Here is a 16,948-nt window from a genome sequence, read left to right as displayed (position 1 = left end):
TTGCCGGTACTGTCGCCAGAGCGCCGCGCCAAGGCTGGCGCGTCGGGCGAACGACGGTCAGCGGCGCGGCGGAAGACCGCTATTGTCGCAAAACCGGCGCTGCCGCGTACGAATCCGACACGATGGCGGTATCGGATTTGCCCCGACAGTCGGCTTACAATAACCGTTTTGGGGCGTCACGGTGTGCGGGACGCGCGCGCATGGCCTGTCCGCCAGGCTGGCCGCGTCTGGCTCCCGCCGCCTTGGCCGAAGCTTTTCCCGCTTGTTTTTCGCGCGGTTTTTCCGCGCCCTTCCATCCGCAGGCCGATAAAAATGAATCCCGGCGTCGCCTACGCATTGCTCGCATTTACTCTGTGGGGACTGTTTCCCGTCTACTTCAAGTCGCTGCATCAGATCTCGCCCGTGGAAATGCTCGCGCACCGGATGGTGTGGTCGATGCTGTTTCTCTTCATCGTGTTGACGGTGCGGCAGCAGTGGCGGTGGCTTGCGCCCGTGCTGCGAGACCGGAACCTGCTCACGCGCTTTGCCGCGAGTGCGCTGTTGCTGTCGACGAACTGGGGCATCTATATCTGGGCCGTCAACGCGGGGCATATCGTCGAGGCGAGCCTCGGCTACTTTGTGAATCCGCTGATCAATGTGCTGTTCGGCCTCGCGTTTCTCGGAGAGCGTCTGCGGCGCGTGCAGTGGGTGTCCGTCGCGGTCGCCACGTGCGGCGTGCTATGGCTCACCTGGCAAAACGGCCATCCGCCGTGGATCAGCCTCGCGCTTGCCTTCAGCTTCGCCGGCTATGGCCTGTTGCGCAAGACGGCGCAGCTCGGCGCGCTTGAAGGGCTGACACTCGAAACGGTGCTGCTGTTCCCGGTCGCAGTGCTGTATCTGTTCTTCGCGTCGTCGCACGGGCAAAGCGGATTCGGCGCGGCGTCCGTCGGCGTGAAGGTGCTGCTCGCGCTGGCCGGGCCGATCACGGCTGTGCCGTTGCTGCTGTTCGCGGCGGGCGCGCGGCGCATTCCGCTGTCGATGCTCGGACTGATTCAGTACGTCACCCCCTCGCTGCAACTGCTGATCGGCGTGCTGATCTATCGCGAGCCTTTCGGGCAGACGCAGTTGGTCGGCTATGGCGCGATCTGGATCGCGCTCGCGCTGTATTCGCTCGATGGCTTGTGGCGCGCGCGGTTTGCGCGCGCCCAGGCGCAATGATCAGATCGCGCGTTTGATCTCGACGACGCCGAACGCTGCGAGCGCGAGGCCTGCGATACGGTCGATGATCACACGCAGTTTGTGACCGATTGCATGCCGCGCCAGCGACACGGCTGTCACGAGGAAGCACCACCACGCGATCGATCCGCAGAACACGCCGAACACCGTCGTCAACGCGACGCCCGACGAAAACGGCCCGCGCGGCGCGAGTGTCGTGAAGAGGGCCGCGAACATGATGACTGTCTGCGGATTGGTGAGGGTGAGGAGCAATGCGCTCGCGAATGCCTTGAGGGCCCCTGCGTGGCCGATGGCTGCGAGTTTGCCGTTCTCGTTGTTGCTGCTGTTGTCGGTGGGGACTTTTTGCAGCATCGTGCGGATGCCGAGGTAAAGCAGGAACAGCCCCGCGATGATGTGCAGCGGTTTGTCGTAGGCAAGCATGAATTGCGACACGCTGACGAGGCCCAGTGCTGCCACGAGGCCGTAGATCGCGTCACCGCCTGCGATGCCGAGGCCGATTGCCAGCCCGGCGCGCGGGCCTTCCGTTAGCGTGCGGCGGATGCATAGCATGCCCATCGGGCCGACTGGGGCGGCCACTGCGAGGCCGACACCTGCCGCTGTCAGAAACAAGGTGGTGCTGAACATTGGGGTTGGCTCCTTTGTTTTTTGTCTGCGACGCTGTCCGCGTATTTTGCCTTTTTTCGCTGGCAGTCACCAACAGCAGCATACCGATCAAACAGTGGCTGCACGGCCATGCTCAGCAGCAAGCAACATATACATCGCCGGCACAACGAACAAAGTGAACAAGGTCCCAATCGAAAGCCCGGAAAAAATAACGAGCCCCATAGCGTTGCGCCCGGCCGCACCGGCGCCTGAGGCAATCACGAGCGGCAAAACACCGAGCACCATCGCCGCCGTCGTCATCAGAATAGGCCGCAACCGCACGGCGGCGGCTTCCTCGAGCGCCTCGCGTTTGCCGCGACCCGCCCGCTGCAACTCGTTGGCAAACTGGACGATCAGAATGCCGTGCTTGCTGACCAGGCCCATCAGCGTAACAAGCCCCACCTGCGTATAGATGTTGAGCGTCGACAGTCCCATGTTGATGAAAATGAGCGCACCAAACAGCGCCATCGGCACAGAAACGAGAATCACGACGGGGTCGCGAAAACTCTCGAACTGCGCGGCAAGCGCAAGGAACACGATGATCGTCGCGAACATCAGCGTCACGACGAAGCCGCCCGATTCCTGCACGAACTGACGCGACAGGCCCGAGTAGTCGGCGCCATAGCCGGTCGGCGCAGCATCCGTGGTGGCCTTGCGCAGAAAGTCGAGCACCTCGCCCTGAGAAATGCCCGGTGCGATCACGCCGGAAATCGTCGCCGAGTTCAGCTGCTGGAAGTGATTGATCGATTCGGGCACGACGTTCTGCTTCAGATGCGTGACCGTCGATGCAGGTATCACACTGCCATCCGGCGTGCGCAAATAATAGTCGAGCACCTGCGACGGATTCAGGCGGTCCGTTTGCAGCACCTGCGGAATCACCTTGTACGAACGCCCCGCAATCGAGAAGTAATTCACATAGTTGCCGCCAAGCGCCGCGCCCAGCGTTTGTCCGACATCGCTCTGCGTCAGCCCGAGCGACGCCACCTTGTCGCGATCCACCACCAGTACGCTCTCCGGCTTGTCGATCTTCAGATCGCTATCGACGAAGAAGAACATGCCGCTTTCACGCGCCTTCTGCAGCACCGTCTGCGACACTTCGTTCAGGTTCTCGAACGGCTCCGTCGTGCTGATCACGAACTGCACGGGCAAGCCCTGCGCGCCCGGCAACGGCGGAAACTGGAACGCGGCCACGCGCGCGCCCGCGATGCCGTTCCACTTCGCCTGCAACTCCTGCTGCAACTGCGTGGCGTTCTTCTTGCGCTTGTCCCAGGTCTTGAACAGCACGCCGCCGATGCCCTGATTCAGTGTCGGCGCGCCCGTCAACTGGAACATCTGGGAATACTCGGGCAAGCCCTTCGAAATCTCGAATACCTGATCCGCGTAAGTCTGCATCTGCTGGATGGTTGCATTGGGCGGCCCTTGAATCTGTGACAGCACGATGCCCTGGTCCTCCTGGGGCGCGAGTTCCGCTTGCGACGTCATGAACAGATAGACGGTGCCGCACAACAGCAGCGCGCCCATCACGATGAACACGGGCCACGTGTCGAGCATCGCATGCAGAAGCCGCGCATAGCCGCGATGCACGCGCTCGAACTGCCCGTCGACGAAGCGCGCGAACCGTCCCGACTCCTGATCCATGCGGAAGAACCGCGAGCACATCATCGGTGAAAGGCTCAGCGCGATCACCCCCGACACGGCCACCGCACCTGCGAGCGTGAACGCGAATTCGGTGAACAGCGCGCCCGTCAGTCCGCCCTGAAAGCCGATGGGCAGATACACCGCGATCAGCACGACCGTCATCGCGAGAATCGGTCCGCCGAGCTCGCGCGCGGCGATCAGCGCTGCTTCGAATGGCTGCTTGCCTTCTTCCTTCATATGCCGGTCGACGTTCTCGACCACGATGATGGCATCGTCCACGACGAGTCCGATGGCAAGCACGAGCGCGAGCAGCGTCAGCAGATTGATCGAGTAGCCGAGCAGCTGCATCACGAAGAACGTGCCGATCAGCGACAGCGGCATCGCGATCACCGGCACGATCACCGCGCGGAAACTGCCGAGGAACAGGAAGATCACGACCGTCACGATCAGCAGCGCTTCGACGAGCGTCTTCACCACTTCGTCGATGGCCGTATTGATGAAGTCCGTCGCGTCATAGACGATATCGCCCGTCATGCCCGTCGGGAACTGCTTCTGCAGATCGGGAAAGATCGCTTTCACGCGCTTCGCGACATCGAGCACGTTCGCGTCCGGTGCGACCTTGATGCCGATGAACACCGAGCGCTTGCCGCTGAACGCGACGTTGAAGTCGTAGCTGTCCGCGCCGAGCACAACATTGCCGACATCTTCGAGCCGCACGATGGCGCCGTTCTTCTGCTTCACGACCAGCTTCCTGAAGTCGTCGACGGAGTGCAGGTCAGTGCCCGCGTTCAGGTCGACGCTGATCATCTGGCCTTTGGTCGTGCCGAGCGTCGCGAGATAGTTGTTGCTGCCGAGCGCCGTGAAGACGTCGGAAGCCGTCACGTTGTGCGCGGCGAGCTTCGCGGAATCGAGCCACGCGCGCAGCGCGAACTGGCGGCCGCCGAGAACTTCCGCCGTTTGCACGCCCTGAACCGAATCGAGCTTCGGCTTCACGACGCGCAACAGATAGTCGGTGACGTTGTTGCTCGGCAGCACGGTGCTGTAGAAGCCCATGTACATCGCGTCCGTGGTCTGGCCGACCTGCACGGTGAGCACGGGCTGCTGCGCCTGCGGCGGCAACTGGTTGCGCACGGACGCGATCTGCGTGTTGATCTCGGTCAGCGCGCGGTTCGAGTCGTAGTTCAGGCGCAGCGTCGCAGTGATCGTGGAAACGCCCGTCGTGCTCGTCGACGACATGTAGTCGATACCTTGCGCCTGCGCGATCGCCGCTTCGAGGGGTTGCGTGATGAAGCCGGCCATCGTGTCCGCGCTCGCGCCGTAGTACGAGGTCGTGATCGTGACAACGCCGTTTTCGGTCTGCGGATATTCGCTGACCTTGAGCGTCGACAGCGCGCGCAGTCCGAGCACGAGAATCAGCAGGCTCACGACCGATGCGAGTACCGGCCGTTCGATGAAGATGTCGGTGAATTTCATCGGCCGGCCCTTATTGTTCCTGTGGCGTCGGATCGGGACTGTCAGCGGGCTGCACGCGATTGTCGATCACGAGGGGTGTGCCGTTCTTCAGTTTCAGCTGACCGCTCGTCACGACCTGCGTGCCTTCCGCGATGCCCTTCAGTATCGCGACCTGATCGCCGCGCGTCGGTCCAGGCGTGACGAACACCTGCTGCGCGACGGGCATCGCCTTGCCCTGCGCGTCCTTATGTTCGCCGGGTTTGACGACGAACACGGTCGCACCGTACGGGTTATACGTGATGGCTGTTTGCGGCAGCGTCAGGTAGCGCTGTTCACCGCCCGCGTCGATCTTCACGTTCGCATACATGCCGGGCAGCAGCTTGCGTTCGCGGTTGTCGACGGTGGCTTCGATTTGCACGTTGCGCGTCGTGTTGTCGACGCGCGGATTGATCGAGCGTATCTTGCCGTCGAACGTGCGGCTGCTGTACGCATTCGTATCGACGACAACCGTCTGTCCAACCTGCAGTTGGCCGAGCTGCTGTTGCGGCAGATAGAAGTCGGCGTAGATGGGATCGACGGCCTGTAACGTGACGATCGCATCGCCGGGATTCATATACTGGCCCGGGTTGACCGTCGTGATGCCGACGCGCCCTGCGAACGGCGCGCGGATCGTTTTCTTGTCGACGAGCGCGGCCTGCTGATCGACCTGCGCACGCTTGCTCTTGAGGTCGGCGGCATCGGCATCGAGTTGCGCCTTCGCGATGGCCTGGATGTCGAACTGCGCCTTGTCGCGCTTGTAGACTGTTTGTGCGAGGTCCGCGGCGGCTTGCAGCGACGCAAGTTGCGCGCGGTCCGAGTCGTCGTTCAGGCGCACGAGCACCTGACCCGCCTTCACTTCCTGTCCCGAGTTGAACGCGATCTCACGCACGAGCCCGGGCACTTCCGTCGTCACGTCGACGCCGCGCACGGCGCGCAGGCTGCCCACGGCAGTCAGTTGCGGCTGCCACGCCTGATAGCGCGCGACGGCGGACGTGACGGTCGCGGAAGGCACCGCGTTGTTCGCCATGAACTTGCGGATCATGTGCGCCTTGAACAGATTGAAGCCGACCAGTGCGCCGAGCAGCACGCCCACGCAGATCAGCATGATGATCATCCGCTTTGCCATCGGTCTTTTCGTCGTCATCGTCATGTCCTTGCACGGCAAACTGAGGCACAAACCTGTCCGGCGCGCTGCGTTTCGTCGCCTGCGCTGCCCGGTGACTACCTGAAGGAACCTGCGGGCTCACTGCGATGCGGCGACGGGCGGTGCCGTGCCCGTCGCCGTGTCGTTCCACCAGCCGCCGCCGAGCGCCTGGAACAGCGCCGCCGTGTCCGCGTAGCGGGCGGCCTGAGCCTGCGCGAGATTCACGACAGTCTGCTGGTACTGGCGCTGCGCATCGAGCAGCGCCAGATAACTGACCCCGCCGATACGGAACTGGCCGCGCGTCAGATCGAGCGTGTCGCTCGCGGAGCGCCATGCGTCCGTTTGCGCGGCGAGGCCCGTCGCGTCGTGTTCGAGCGCGCGCAGCGTATCGGCGACGTTCTGGAACGCGAGCAGCACCGTCTGGCGGTACTGCGCGTTGGCCTGATCGAAGGCGGCTTCAGCGGCGCGCTTTTGCGCGCTCAACTGGCCGCCGTGGAAGATCGGCTGCGTGATGCCCGCACCGATGCTCCAGATCATGTCGGCATACTTGAGCAGGCCGGCGGGCGTCAGCGCCTGCGGACCGTAACTCGCGGACAGCGTGATCTGCGGATACATGTTCGCCGTCGCGACGCCGACCTGGGCGCTTGCCTGATGCAGCGTCGCGTCGGCGGCGAGAATGTCGGGGCGCTGCCTGACGAGCGATGAAGGCAGACTCACGGGCAGGCTTTGCGGCAGCGTGAACATCGACAGCCTGAATTCGGGCACGCCCGCATCGCTGGGCGGCTTGCCTGCGAGCACCGCGAGCTGATGCCGCGTCTGGTCGAGCGATTGACGCAGCGGCGGCAAGCTCGCGCGTGTTTGCGCGAGCAACGTTTGCTGCGAGAGTACGGCAGTGCGGCCCACGCCGCCCAGATCGAACTGCTTGTGCAAGACGTCGAGCTGCGATGCCTCGTCGCGGGCGATGCGTTCCGTTGCATCGATCTGCTCGCGCAGCGACGCTTCCTTGACGGCCGCCGTAACGATGTTTGCCGACAGCGCGAGATACGCGGCCTGCAACTGATAGCCCTGGTAATCGATCTGTGAGCGCAGCGATTCCAGTTCGCGCCGCGAGCCGCCGAACACGTCGAGGTTGTACGAGACGTTCACCGACGCGTTATACAGATTCAGCACTTCCGTGAGCCCGGGCTGGCCGAACGTGACGCCGTTGAACTTCTCGCGTGTCGCATTGAGCTTCGCATCCACCGACGGATAGAGCGCGCTGCCCACTTCCGCGCGATAGTTCTCCGCCGCCTGACGCAATGCAGCTTGCGCAGCGGCGACGTTCGGGCTGTTCGCGAGCGCTTCCCGGATCAGCGCGTCGAGCGGCTCGCAATGAAAGAGCGTCCACCATTGCGCGGGGATGTCCTGTCCGGTGACGAACTGCTGCCGCACGCCCGTTGCGCCCGGCGACGGGGCCGTCTCGTCGGGCAACGGCGCGGGCGTGTAGGTTTGGGTGGCGGGCGGGGCAGGCGTGCGGTAATCGGGGCCGACCGTGCAGCCCGACAGCAGCATGAGGGCCGCACTCAGGATCGCGAAGGCCGTGATCGAAGCAATGATCGAAGCAATGATCGAAGCAGGGATCGAAGCAGGGATCGAAGCAGGGATCGAAGCGGAACGCGTGCCGCACGCGCGAAAGGGAAAGCGGCATAACGCCAGGCATGAAAGTCTGTGCGAGCGACTGCAACTGAAACTGTCATTGACGTCATCGGTCATCTATCCACCCTGGCTTGCCTGCGCGGATTACGAACGAAACAGCGGATGCAGCATTCAACAGCCTGATGCCGCGCATAGCCTAGCATGGGTCTTTGCAAACGCGATCATGCATGCAGAAGCTTTAGGGGATTAGACGCGCATGGCGACCGTCAAACGTTAAATGCGCAGCAGGAAACGCCGCATGCACCGTGTGTCGATACATGCGGCGTTTGCCGATAAGCCGCTAGATGAACGGTTCGGTGAGCGATCGAATATCGCTGCGATGGGTGATTTGACAATCGGGCGCGGCCGCATCGAAACGTGCGTTCGCGCCCTGACAGCAGCGAAGAATTCAATGCGCCGCGCCGCGCTCGCCAGAGGTCGCCACCGTGCCCGGCTTGCGCAGCATCTTGTCGACTTCGCCTGCGTGCATTTCTTCGGTGGCGATCATCTGCCGCGCATATTCTTCGAGCGCGACGGATCGGTCCTTCACCAGTGCGAGCAGATCGCGATAGAGGCCGAGCGCGACATCTTCCGCCATGAGCGACTCGCGCAGGATCGAGGCGATGTCCGTCGTATGCGAATCGAGCAGCGGCCCGATGCCGAGCGACGGATATTCGCCGAGCGTCGTGATCCATTCGCCTGCCAGATGCGCATGCGTGAGCGATTCGTCCGCCTGCTGGCGCAGCCATGACACGATGGGAATACGGCCAAAGCCGAACACGAGAAAAGAGTAGTGCGTATAGCGAACCACGCCTGCCAGCTCGGATTCGAGAATCTGGTTCAGCACGGCGATGACCTTGTCCTTTTCGATCTCCGGCATGTGGCCCTCCGTAATGCTCGTCGAAAGTCGGTGGATGTTGCGAGAGCAGAGGTTTTATTGTTGGACGCACCTCTGCAAAGATCAAGTGAATCGCCGTATCCAGCACGTCAACGGGGTGTCAGCGCGCGACTACCACGGGCATCGCTGCAACTGGCTGTGTATAGACGATGCGCTTGCTGGGCACCATGACATACGCGGGCGCCGCGACGACAGGCACGGCAACCGTCGCGTACGGCAAGGGCTTCGCAGGCGTGGGTGGCGGCACTACGGCGATGTAAGGCACGACAGGCGTGGCGGGTACAACGGCTACCGCGTCATGCGGTTGCGGCGGCACGTAATAGAGCGTGCGCGCCGGCACGTACAACGCGGCGGGCACATAGGCGGCATGAACGAAGACGGTGCCGGCGAAGGCGCTGGTCGAACAGGCGATGCCCATTGCGGCGATCGCGGACGTATAAGCAGAGCGAATGTTCACATGAAACTCCTGAAGCGGACATCGTCGGCGGATGCGAGGTGAAGTCCTCACCTTGCCGCCGACGTGCAAACGATACCCACCGAGTCCGCCGAAGGGCAGCGATAACTTGTTTCATTCGATGTCGGAAAAAGCACGTTCATACCTGAAGGGTGTGGCGGCGGAATCCACGACGCCTCGTTCGCGAACGTGCGGCGAACGACGCGCAGGCGACGACATATCGCGACATAACTTTGAAATTGCCTTCTCCCCGTGCGGCTACCAGAATTCGCTTCGCCAACGACGAATCGCAACACCACGTAGCGAAGAAGTTGAATGAAACGATGGAGACGAGAAATGAAAAAGCTGATCGCAATCCTTGCTTTGTGCATTGCATCGACAGCTGCGATGGCGCAGACCGTGCCGCAGCCGATGCCGGCTTCCCCGCGCATGGAGCGCATGATGGCGCAGTTGCAGGAGCGCTTTGCGGCCGCGAACACGACGCACGATGGCAAGCTGACGCTGGCCCAGGCGCAAACGGGCATGCCACGCGTCGCACAGTACTTCAGCGAAATCGACACGCAGAAGCAGGGCTATGTGACGCTCGCCCAGATCGAGCAGTTCATGGCGCAGCGAACGGGTTCGCATTGACATAAAAACGGGTCGGCATGAAGCTACACTGTTGGAGTATCGCCAATCGCATGAGCGACGAAGGAGTCTTCATGGACCGACCCGCCCGCATCATCGTGCTCGACGACGAAGCGGAACTCCGCAACATGCTGCAGCGCTTTCTGAGCGGACATGGCTTCGAAGTGCGCGCCGTCGAGAACAGCAAGCGGCTCGAGCGCTATCTGCAGCGCGAGCCGTACGATCTCCTCGTGCTCGATCTGATGATCGGCGACGAAGACGGCCTGCAGATCTGCGCGAAACTAAGGGCGGAAGGGCACACGCTGCCCATTCTGATGCTCACCGCGAAGGGCGATCCGCTTGATCGCGTGATCGGCCTCGAAACGGGTGCTGACGACTACCTGGCCAAGCCCTTCCTGCCGCGCGAACTCGTAGCGCGCATCAATGCGCTGCTGCGCCGCCAGAAAATCGCATCGAACGATCCGACCGTCACTACGCAAACGCTGCGTTTCGGCGACTTCCGGCTCGATGTCGGCAAGCAGTGTCTGTACCGGCAGGACGATCCGCTCGAATTGCACTCGGCGCAGATGTTGCTGCTCACCGCGCTCGCAGCGTCGCCGAATCGTGCCGTGAGCCGCGACAATCTGATTGCGCGCGCGCGAGGCCGCGATCACGATGCGCTCGATCGCAGCATCGACGTTCAGATTCTGCGGCTGCGGCAAGCGATCGAACACGATCCGTCGAAGCCGCGTTTCATCAAGACCGTGTGGGGCGTCGGCTATATGCTCGTCGCCGACGTCGAAGCATGAGCGCGCGCGCGCTGCGGTATCTGTTGCCGCGCAGTGTGCTCGGGCGCAACATCGCGCTGCTGATCGTTCTGGTGGCGCTTAGCCAGGTCTGTGCATTGAGCGTGCTCGTTCACTATGTGCAGAAGCCGCGCGTCGAACGCGCGGCCGCCGTGTTCGGCGCGTACATCAGGACGCTGGACAATGCGCTGACGGCCTCGCCCGAGGGCGAGCGCGCGACGCTCGTCGCACGGCTCGATGCGCGCAGCGAGCCGCCCGCCGAAGCCGTTTCCGAGCCGCGAGTTCGCTTGCTGGCGTTTTATCGCACGTCTCAATTGGTGACGTTTCTGGAGACGCTGCATCGTTATCTGCCGCCGGGGACGGAAGTGCGCTGGCAAGGCGAGCCGCATCCGCGCATGTGGATACGCATGCACGTGGCCGCGACGCCTTACTGGATCGGCCTGCAGGTACCGGAGGAAGCGCAGGGCGGCGGCATGTTGACAGCGGTGCTGCTGTCGATCGGCCTTGGCCTGCTCGCCGCGCTGACGGGTTTCGTGTTGCAGGCGTACCTGGATCGTCCGCTGCGCGAACTGGCGCAGGCGGCGCGGCGCGTGAGCGCGGGCGAGACGCCGCCGCCGCTGCCCGTCGACGGCCCGACGGAAATTGCGCAGGTGAGCAGCGCATTCAATCAGATGACGCAGGCGCTGCAGCAGGCGGAAGCAACGCGCGCGCTGATGCTCGCGGGCATTTCGCACGACATCCGCACGCCGCTCACGAAGCTGCGTCTCGCGATGGCGATGGCCAACGATACCAACGGCGACGAAGCGTTTGTCGGTGCGGCGGAATCCTATCTCGATCAGATCGATATCATTCTCCAGCAGTTCATGGACTACGCGGGCAGCGGTGAACGCGAGGCGCCACAACGTGGCGATCTGAACGCGCTGATCAGCCAGCTGGCCGCGGACTTTGCGGGGCTCGGGCACGAGTTCGACTTGCAGCTGGGCGAATTGCCCGAGCACGCGTTCAGGCCGATCACGATGATGCGGCTCGTGATGAACCTCATGCAGAACGCCGTCGTGTATGGGCAAACGGGACTCGCCGTCAGGACATGGGCCGATGCGCGAGCGATCTACGTGGCCGTCGCCGATCGCGGCAAGGGCTTGAGCGCGGAAGAACTCGAACGGCTCAAGGCGCCGTTCCAGCGCGGCAAGAACGCGCATGGGAAAACGGGCGGCACGGGGCTGGGGCTCGCCATCGTCGAACGTATTGCGCGCCTGCATGGCGGCACGTTGGCGTTCCATGCACGCGAAGGCGGCGGTCTCGAAGTGTGGGCGGTGCTGCCGATCCGGCTCGGCGCACACGCGGCGGGTGAGCCGTCGGTTTCGGGTGAGCCGTCCGCCGCGCAGCCTGCCGCCTGAGCGACGTGGGCCACTGGAGCTACTGGAGCCACGGAAGCCACTTCAGCTGCTGGAGTGGCTCAAGCGCGCAAGACAATTCGGTTGCGAGCCGCTAATCTGTCGGCTATTCCGATCCCGTCCGCCTGCGCCCGGCGGCAACAGCGATGACACGCGTCGACTCCCCCTTCGCTATGGAACGTCTGGAAGACGAGTGGCTCGAAGCCGATGGCGTCGGCGGTTTCGCGTCAGGCACCGTCGGTATGCTGCGCACGCGGCGCTATCATGCGCTGCTGCTGACCGCGACGCGGCCTCCGGCGGGCCGCGTGGTGTTGGTCAACGGTATCGAAGCGTGGGTCGACGTGAATGGCGTGCGTTATCCGTTGACGATGCAGCGTTACGCGCCCGATATCGTCTATCCAGACATCGCCGCGAGTCTGATGTCGTTCGACACGACACCCTGGCCGACATGGCGATTCCGGCTCGACGAGGCAACGTGCGTGACCGCGGAGATCTTCGTCGCGAAGCAAACGTGCGAAACGGTGCTGCGCTGGCGCGTCGCGCCCGACAAAGACCCGCGTCGCGACGGTGCTGTCACATTGCATGTCAGGCCATTGATGTCGGGCCGCGACTATCACGCGCTGCATCACGAAAACGGCGCTTTCGACTTCTCTGCTGTCATCGACGGCCAATGTGTTCAATGGCGGCCCTATCGCGATCTGCCTGCCATTCGCGTCGTGACGGACGGCGCATACGAACATGCGCCCGACTGGTATCGCAACTTCTGCTATGTGCGCGAACGTGAGCGCGGGCTCGACTTTACGGAAGATCTCGCGACGCCGGGTGTCTTCACGTTCGACCTGCTTGCGGGTGACGCTGCGATGATCCTGAGCGCGAGCGCTTCGAGCGACGCCGTGGAAGGTGCTGCGCAATCTCCGGGCGCGTATGCGAACGCGCTCGCCGAAACCGAAACAACGCGCAGAGCCGCGTTCGCTTCGCGTTTGCATCGTTCCGCAGATGCATACGTGGTTGCGCGTTCGGCAGGCCGCACGATCGTCGCGGGCTTTCCGTGGTTTACGGATTGGGGCCGCGATACCTTCATCGCCATGCGCGGGCTGCTGATCGCGACAGGGCGGCACGCAGAGGCTGAAGCGATTCTGCTTGCATGGGCAGGCACGATCTCGCAGGGCATGTGCCCGAACCGTTTCCCCGATTACGGCGACGAGCCGGAATACAACTCGGTCGACGCATCGCTGTGGTTCGTGATCGCCGTGCGCGACTATCTGGCGACGGGGCATGCGTCGAACGCGACGTGCGATCGGCTGCATGAAGCCGTCGAAACGATCTTGTCCGGCTACACGCAGGGCACGCGCTATGGCATACGTGCCGACGACGACGGTCTGCTTCGCGCGGGCGTGCCCGGCGTGCAACTGACCTGGATGGACGCGAAGGTGGGCGACTGGGTCGTGACGCCGCGTATCGGCAAGCCGGTCGAAGTGCAGGCGCTGTGGTACAACGCGTTGCGCATTGCGGCGCAATGGAACGCGCGCTGGAGCGAAGCGGCGAACCGCGCGAAGGCTTCGTTCGTGCAACGCTTCGTCGATGTGCAATCGGGCGCGCTGTTCGACAATGTCGATGTCGATCATCTGCAGGGCAGCGTCGATCGTTCGATCCGGCCCAATCAGATATTTGCCGTGGGCGGCTTGCCGTTCGCACTGGTCGAAGATCGAACGGCGCATGCCGTCGTTGCGCAGGTCGAGGCGCATCTGCTGACACCGCTTGGACTGCGTACGCTGACGCCGGAAGACCCTGCGTATCGCGGGCGCTATGGCGGCGCGCCGTTCGAGCGCGACGGTGCCTACCATCAGGGAACGGTGTGGCCGTGGCTGCTCGGGCCGTTCGTCGAAGCGTGGCTGCGCGTGCAACGCCCGGACGACGCAGCACTCGGCGCAGCGCGTTCGCGCTTTCTTGCGCCGCTCGATGCGCACCTGGACCGGGCGGGCCTCGATCATCTGTCGGAAATCGCGGACGGCGATGCGCCGCATACGCCGGGTGGGACGCCGTTTCAGGCGTGGTCGCTCGGAGAGCGGTTGCGCATTGGCGTGTTGCTGGGCGAATAGCACGTAAGCAGTGTGCACGCGGAACTGCCCGCTCGTCGACGCGACTCGCCCATTCCGCGCTACGATGTGACACCCACCGTCACCCGATAGACGAGGACGCCGACATGCCTCCGCTGCGCGCTGGAAATCTGCTTGCCACGGTCGAAGGGATACGCCTGCATTCGGCCGAGTGCGCCCGATGGCAGCGTTGGGGCCCGTATCTGAGCGAGCGTCAGTGGGGCACGGTGCGCGAAGACTACAGTCCCAATGGCGCTGCATGGGAGTACTTTCCGCACGATCACGCACGCAGCCGCGCATACCGCTGGGGCGAAGACGGCATTGCTGGTTTTGGCGACGAGACGTTGAACTGGTGCGTGTCGATCGCCATGTGGAATCACGCCGATCCCATTTTGAAGGAACGGCTGTTCGGTCTCACGAACCAGGAGGGCAATCACGGCGAAGACGTCAAGGAACTGTACTTTTATCTCGACGGCACGCCGACGCATTCGTATATGCGGATGCTTTATAAATATCCGCATGCCGCGTTTCCGTATCAGGATCTCGTTGAGGAGAACGCGCGGCGCGGCGCGGACCAGCCCGAATATGAAGTGCTCGATACAGGCGTGTTCGACGACCTGCGCTATTTCGACGTCACAGTCGAATATGCGAAGAACACACCCGAAGATATCGTGATGCGCGTAACCGTCGAGAATCGTGCGGACGAGTCGGCATCGCTCGATCTGCTGCCGCAAATCTGGGCGCGCAACAAGTGGTCGTGGAAAGAGACGGACGAGCGCCCGAAACTCACGAAGGAAACCGTGCATGGCGTCACACGCCTGCTCGGCACGCATCCCGGCCATGAGCCGATCGTCGTGACGGCATGGTCGCCCGACACGACTGTGCTCGAATGGCTGTTCTGCGAGAACGATACGAACGTCAGGCGCCATTTCAACATGCACGCGCAAGGCCCGTTCAAGGACGGCTTCGACGCTTACCTCGTGCATGGCGACGCCGATGCCGTCCGGCGCGACGGCGGCACCAAAGCGGCCGTGCATGTGCCGCTGAATCTGCCGCCGCACGGCGAGGCCGTCGTCTATCTGCGCTGGCGACCGGAATTCGCCGTCGACGAATCGCCGCTTTGCGCAGAAGACCTTTTTACGCAACGCATCGCCGAGGCCGATGCTTTCTATGCGGCATTGCAGCACGACATCGAAGGCGCGGACGAGCGGCTCGTGCAGCGCCAGGCGCTGGCGGGTATGCTGTGGTCGAAGCAGTACTATCAGTTCGATGTGCAGCGCTGGCTGGACGGCGACCCGTTGCAGCCGACGCCACCTGAGTCGCGCAAGAACGGACGCAACCACGACTGGCGGCATCTGTGCAACGCCGACATCGTGTCGATGCCCGACAAGTGGGAGTACCCGTGGTACGCGTCGTGGGACCTCGCGTTTCATGCGGCCGCCTTCGCGCTGATCGACCCCGCGTTTGCGAAGCGCCAGTTGTTGCTGCTGGTCAAGGACCGCTACATGCATCCGAACGGGCAGATTCCTGCGTACGAGTGGGCGTTCAGCGATGCGAATCCGCCCGTGCATGCATGGGCGGCGTGGCGTGTCTACGAGATCGATCGCGCGCTGACGGGCAACGGCGACCGCGACTTTCTCGAACTCGTCTTTCACAAGCTGCTGCTCAACTTCGCATGGTGGGTGAATCGCAAGGACGCGGACGGCCGCAATATCTTTCAGGGCGGCTTTCTCGGGCTCGACAACGTCGGCATTTTCGACCGCTCGTCGCCGCTGCCGACGGGCGGCCATATCGATCAGGCCGACGGCACCGCATGGATGGCCGCGTATGCGCTGGATCTGATGCGCATCGCGCTGGAACTCGCGTTTGCGAACCACGTGTTCGTCGATATCGGCGTGAAGTTCTTCGAGCACTTCCTGTACATCGCGCAGGCGGTGAGCTGCGAAGACGGCTGCGATACAGGCTTGTGGGACTCGGAAGACGAGTTCTTCTACGACAAGCTGCGGCTGCCCGACGGCACCAGCGTGCCGATGCGCGTGCGTTCGATTGTCGGCCTGATTCCGCTGCTCGCCGTTCATGTGCTCGAAGAGCGCTTGCATGGCTCGCTGCCGGGTCTGCGCGACCGTCTCGTCTGGTTTTTGCGCAACCGGCCCGATCTCGCGAGCCTCGTGTCGCGCTGGAACGAGCCGGGGCGCGGCAACAACCTGCTGCTGTCGCTGTTGCGCGGGCATCGCATGAAGGCGCTGCTCAAGCGCGCACTCGACGAAGCCGAGTTCCTGTCCGATCACGGCATACGTGCGCTGTCGCGTGTGCATCGCGACGCGCCGTACGTCTATCGCCACGACGGACAGAGTTTCTGCGTGAAGTATTTGCCCGCCGAATCGGATTCGCGCGTGTTCGGCGGCAACTCGAACTGGCGCGGGCCTGTTTGGATGCCCGTGAACTATCTGCTGATCGAGTCGCTGTACGAATTTCATCGCTATTACGGCGACGATTTTCGCGTCGAGTATCCGACGGGCTCGGGCAACAAGCTCTCGCTGTCCGAAATCGCCGATGCACTCGCGCAGCGCACCACGACGCTCTTCCTGAAGGACAGAAACAACGAGCGCCCTGTGATGGCAGCGTATCCGCTGTTACAGGCAGACCCGCGTTGTCAGGACCTCGTGCTCTTTCACGAATACTTTCACGGCGACAACGGGCGCGGTGTGGGGGCGTCGCATCAAACGGGATGGACGGGCCTCGTCGCATTGCTGCTGCAACCGCGCGAACGCGCAAGCTCGGGGATCTTGCCCGCGACGGGCGAAGTCGCGCCAGCCGAGCGGGTAGCTGATTCGGTGAAATAGATTGCATTGCATGCCGCCGGCGTTGCCGTTCGATTGAACCACGCAGC

The 16,948-nt window shown here is 63.2% G+C and carries 13 protein-coding genes; 7 read left to right on the top strand and 6 right to left on the bottom strand.

What is annotated here, in order from left to right:
* Positions 1-312: 312 nt before the first annotated feature.
* Positions 313-1,197, top strand: a complete 885-nt coding sequence (gene rarD, locus BPHY_RS12250; protein WP_012401793.1) for an EamA family transporter RarD — start codon at positions 313-315, stop codon at positions 1,195-1,197.
* On the opposite strand, the gene BPHY_RS12245 is transcribed toward rarD, so the two are convergent.
* The 4 genes from BPHY_RS12245 to BPHY_RS12230 all read right to left on the bottom strand — a co-directional run bounded on the left by BPHY_RS12245 (position 1,198) and on the right by BPHY_RS12230 (position 7,681).
* Positions 1,198-1,839: a LysE family translocator gene (locus tag BPHY_RS12245; protein ID WP_012401792.1), complete on the bottom strand. Its 642-nt coding sequence runs from the start codon at positions 1,837-1,839 to the stop codon at positions 1,198-1,200.
* An 87-nt stretch (positions 1,840-1,926) separates the two neighbouring features.
* Positions 1,927-4,968, bottom strand: a complete 3,042-nt coding sequence (locus BPHY_RS12240; protein ID WP_012401791.1) for an efflux RND transporter permease subunit — start codon at positions 4,966-4,968, stop codon at positions 1,927-1,929.
* 10 nt (positions 4,969-4,978) lie between these two features.
* Entirely contained in the window at positions 4,979-6,130 is a 1,152-nt protein-coding gene (locus tag BPHY_RS12235) for an efflux RND transporter periplasmic adaptor subunit (RefSeq protein ID WP_012401790.1), read from the bottom strand.
* Between the two features lie 99 nt (positions 6,131-6,229).
* Complete coding sequence (locus tag BPHY_RS12230) at positions 6,230-7,681, bottom strand: efflux transporter outer membrane subunit (RefSeq protein WP_012401789.1); 1,452 nt, start codon at positions 7,679-7,681, stop codon at positions 6,230-6,232.
* On the opposite strand from BPHY_RS12230, the gene BPHY_RS41210 reads away from it, so the two are divergent.
* Positions 7,680-8,015, top strand: coding sequence for a hypothetical protein (locus BPHY_RS41210; RefSeq protein ID WP_041763588.1), 336 nt, complete (start codon positions 7,680-7,682; stop codon positions 8,013-8,015). The genes BPHY_RS12230 and BPHY_RS41210 overlap by 2 nt on opposite strands.
* 198 nt (positions 8,016-8,213) lie before the next feature.
* On the opposite strand, the gene BPHY_RS12220 is transcribed toward BPHY_RS41210, so the two are convergent.
* Together BPHY_RS12220 and BPHY_RS12215 are read right to left on the bottom strand one after the other, a co-directional pair.
* Positions 8,214-8,684, bottom strand: a complete 471-nt coding sequence (locus BPHY_RS12220) for a ferritin-like domain-containing protein (RefSeq protein ID WP_012401788.1) — start codon at positions 8,682-8,684, stop codon at positions 8,214-8,216.
* Positions 8,685-8,802: 118 nt separating this feature from the next.
* Positions 8,803-9,159, bottom strand: a complete 357-nt coding sequence (locus BPHY_RS12215) for a hypothetical protein (protein WP_012401787.1) — start codon at positions 9,157-9,159, stop codon at positions 8,803-8,805.
* Between the two features lie 333 nt (positions 9,160-9,492).
* Here BPHY_RS12215 and BPHY_RS12210 point away from each other — a divergent pair, with 333 nt between their 5' ends.
* The 5 genes from BPHY_RS12210 to BPHY_RS12190 all read left to right on the top strand — a co-directional run bounded on the left by BPHY_RS12210 (position 9,493) and on the right by BPHY_RS12190 (position 16,901).
* Positions 9,493-9,786 carry an EF-hand domain-containing protein gene (locus tag BPHY_RS12210; protein WP_012401785.1) on the top strand — a complete coding sequence of 98 codons (294 nt, stop codon included), beginning with the start codon at positions 9,493-9,495 and terminating at the stop codon, positions 9,784-9,786.
* 71 nt (positions 9,787-9,857) lie between these two features.
* Positions 9,858-10,571, top strand: a complete 714-nt coding sequence (locus BPHY_RS12205) for a response regulator (RefSeq protein WP_041764017.1) — start codon at positions 9,858-9,860, stop codon at positions 10,569-10,571.
* Positions 10,568-11,965 (top strand): ATP-binding protein, encoded by a 1,398-nt coding sequence (locus BPHY_RS12200; RefSeq protein WP_012401783.1) that lies wholly within the window; start codon positions 10,568-10,570, stop codon positions 11,963-11,965. Before BPHY_RS12205 ends, BPHY_RS12200 begins: the two co-directional genes overlap by 4 nt.
* Before the next feature lie 143 nt (positions 11,966-12,108).
* Positions 12,109-14,061 (top strand): amylo-alpha-1,6-glucosidase, encoded by a 1,953-nt coding sequence (locus tag BPHY_RS12195; protein ID WP_041763587.1) that lies wholly within the window; start codon positions 12,109-12,111, stop codon positions 14,059-14,061.
* Positions 14,062-14,165: 104 nt separating this feature from the next.
* Positions 14,166-16,901 carry an MGH1-like glycoside hydrolase domain-containing protein gene (locus BPHY_RS12190; RefSeq protein ID WP_012401781.1) on the top strand — a complete coding sequence of 912 codons (2,736 nt, stop codon included), beginning with the start codon at positions 14,166-14,168 and terminating at the stop codon, positions 16,899-16,901.
* Positions 16,902-16,948: the final 47 nt, after the last annotated feature.

Source organism: Paraburkholderia phymatum STM815 (assembly GCF_000020045.1).
Classification (GTDB): domain Bacteria; phylum Pseudomonadota; class Gammaproteobacteria; order Burkholderiales; family Burkholderiaceae; genus Paraburkholderia; species Paraburkholderia phymatum.
This window is presented reverse-complemented; position numbering and strand designations above follow the sequence as displayed.

Coding starts and splice junctions, on each gene's coding strand:
- rarD (WP_012401793.1), top strand. CDS start 313: ATGAATCCCGGCGTCGCCTACGCATTGCTCGCATTTACTCTGTGGGGA.
- BPHY_RS12245 (WP_012401792.1), bottom strand. CDS start 1,839: ATGTTCAGCACCACCTTGTTTCTGACAGCGGCAGGTGTCGGCCTCGCA.
- BPHY_RS12240 (WP_012401791.1), bottom strand. CDS start 4,968: ATGAAATTCACCGACATCTTCATCGAACGGCCGGTACTCGCATCGGTC.
- BPHY_RS12235 (WP_012401790.1), bottom strand. CDS start 6,130: ATGACGACGAAAAGACCGATGGCAAAGCGGATGATCATCATGCTGATC.
- BPHY_RS41210 (WP_041763588.1), top strand. CDS start 7,680: ATGAGGGCCGCACTCAGGATCGCGAAGGCCGTGATCGAAGCAATGATC.
- BPHY_RS12230 (WP_012401789.1), bottom strand. CDS start 7,681: ATGCTGCTGTCGGGCTGCACGGTCGGCCCCGATTACCGCACGCCTGCC.
- BPHY_RS12220 (WP_012401788.1), bottom strand. CDS start 8,684: ATGCCGGAGATCGAAAAGGACAAGGTCATCGCCGTGCTGAACCAGATT.
- BPHY_RS12210 (WP_012401785.1), top strand. CDS start 9,493: ATGAAAAAGCTGATCGCAATCCTTGCTTTGTGCATTGCATCGACAGCT.
- BPHY_RS12205 (WP_041764017.1), top strand. CDS start 9,858: ATGGACCGACCCGCCCGCATCATCGTGCTCGACGACGAAGCGGAACTC.
- BPHY_RS12200 (WP_012401783.1), top strand. CDS start 10,568: ATGAGCGCGCGCGCGCTGCGGTATCTGTTGCCGCGCAGTGTGCTCGGG.
- BPHY_RS12195 (WP_041763587.1), top strand. CDS start 12,109: ATGACACGCGTCGACTCCCCCTTCGCTATGGAACGTCTGGAAGACGAG.
- BPHY_RS12190 (WP_012401781.1), top strand. CDS start 14,166: ATGCCTCCGCTGCGCGCTGGAAATCTGCTTGCCACGGTCGAAGGGATA.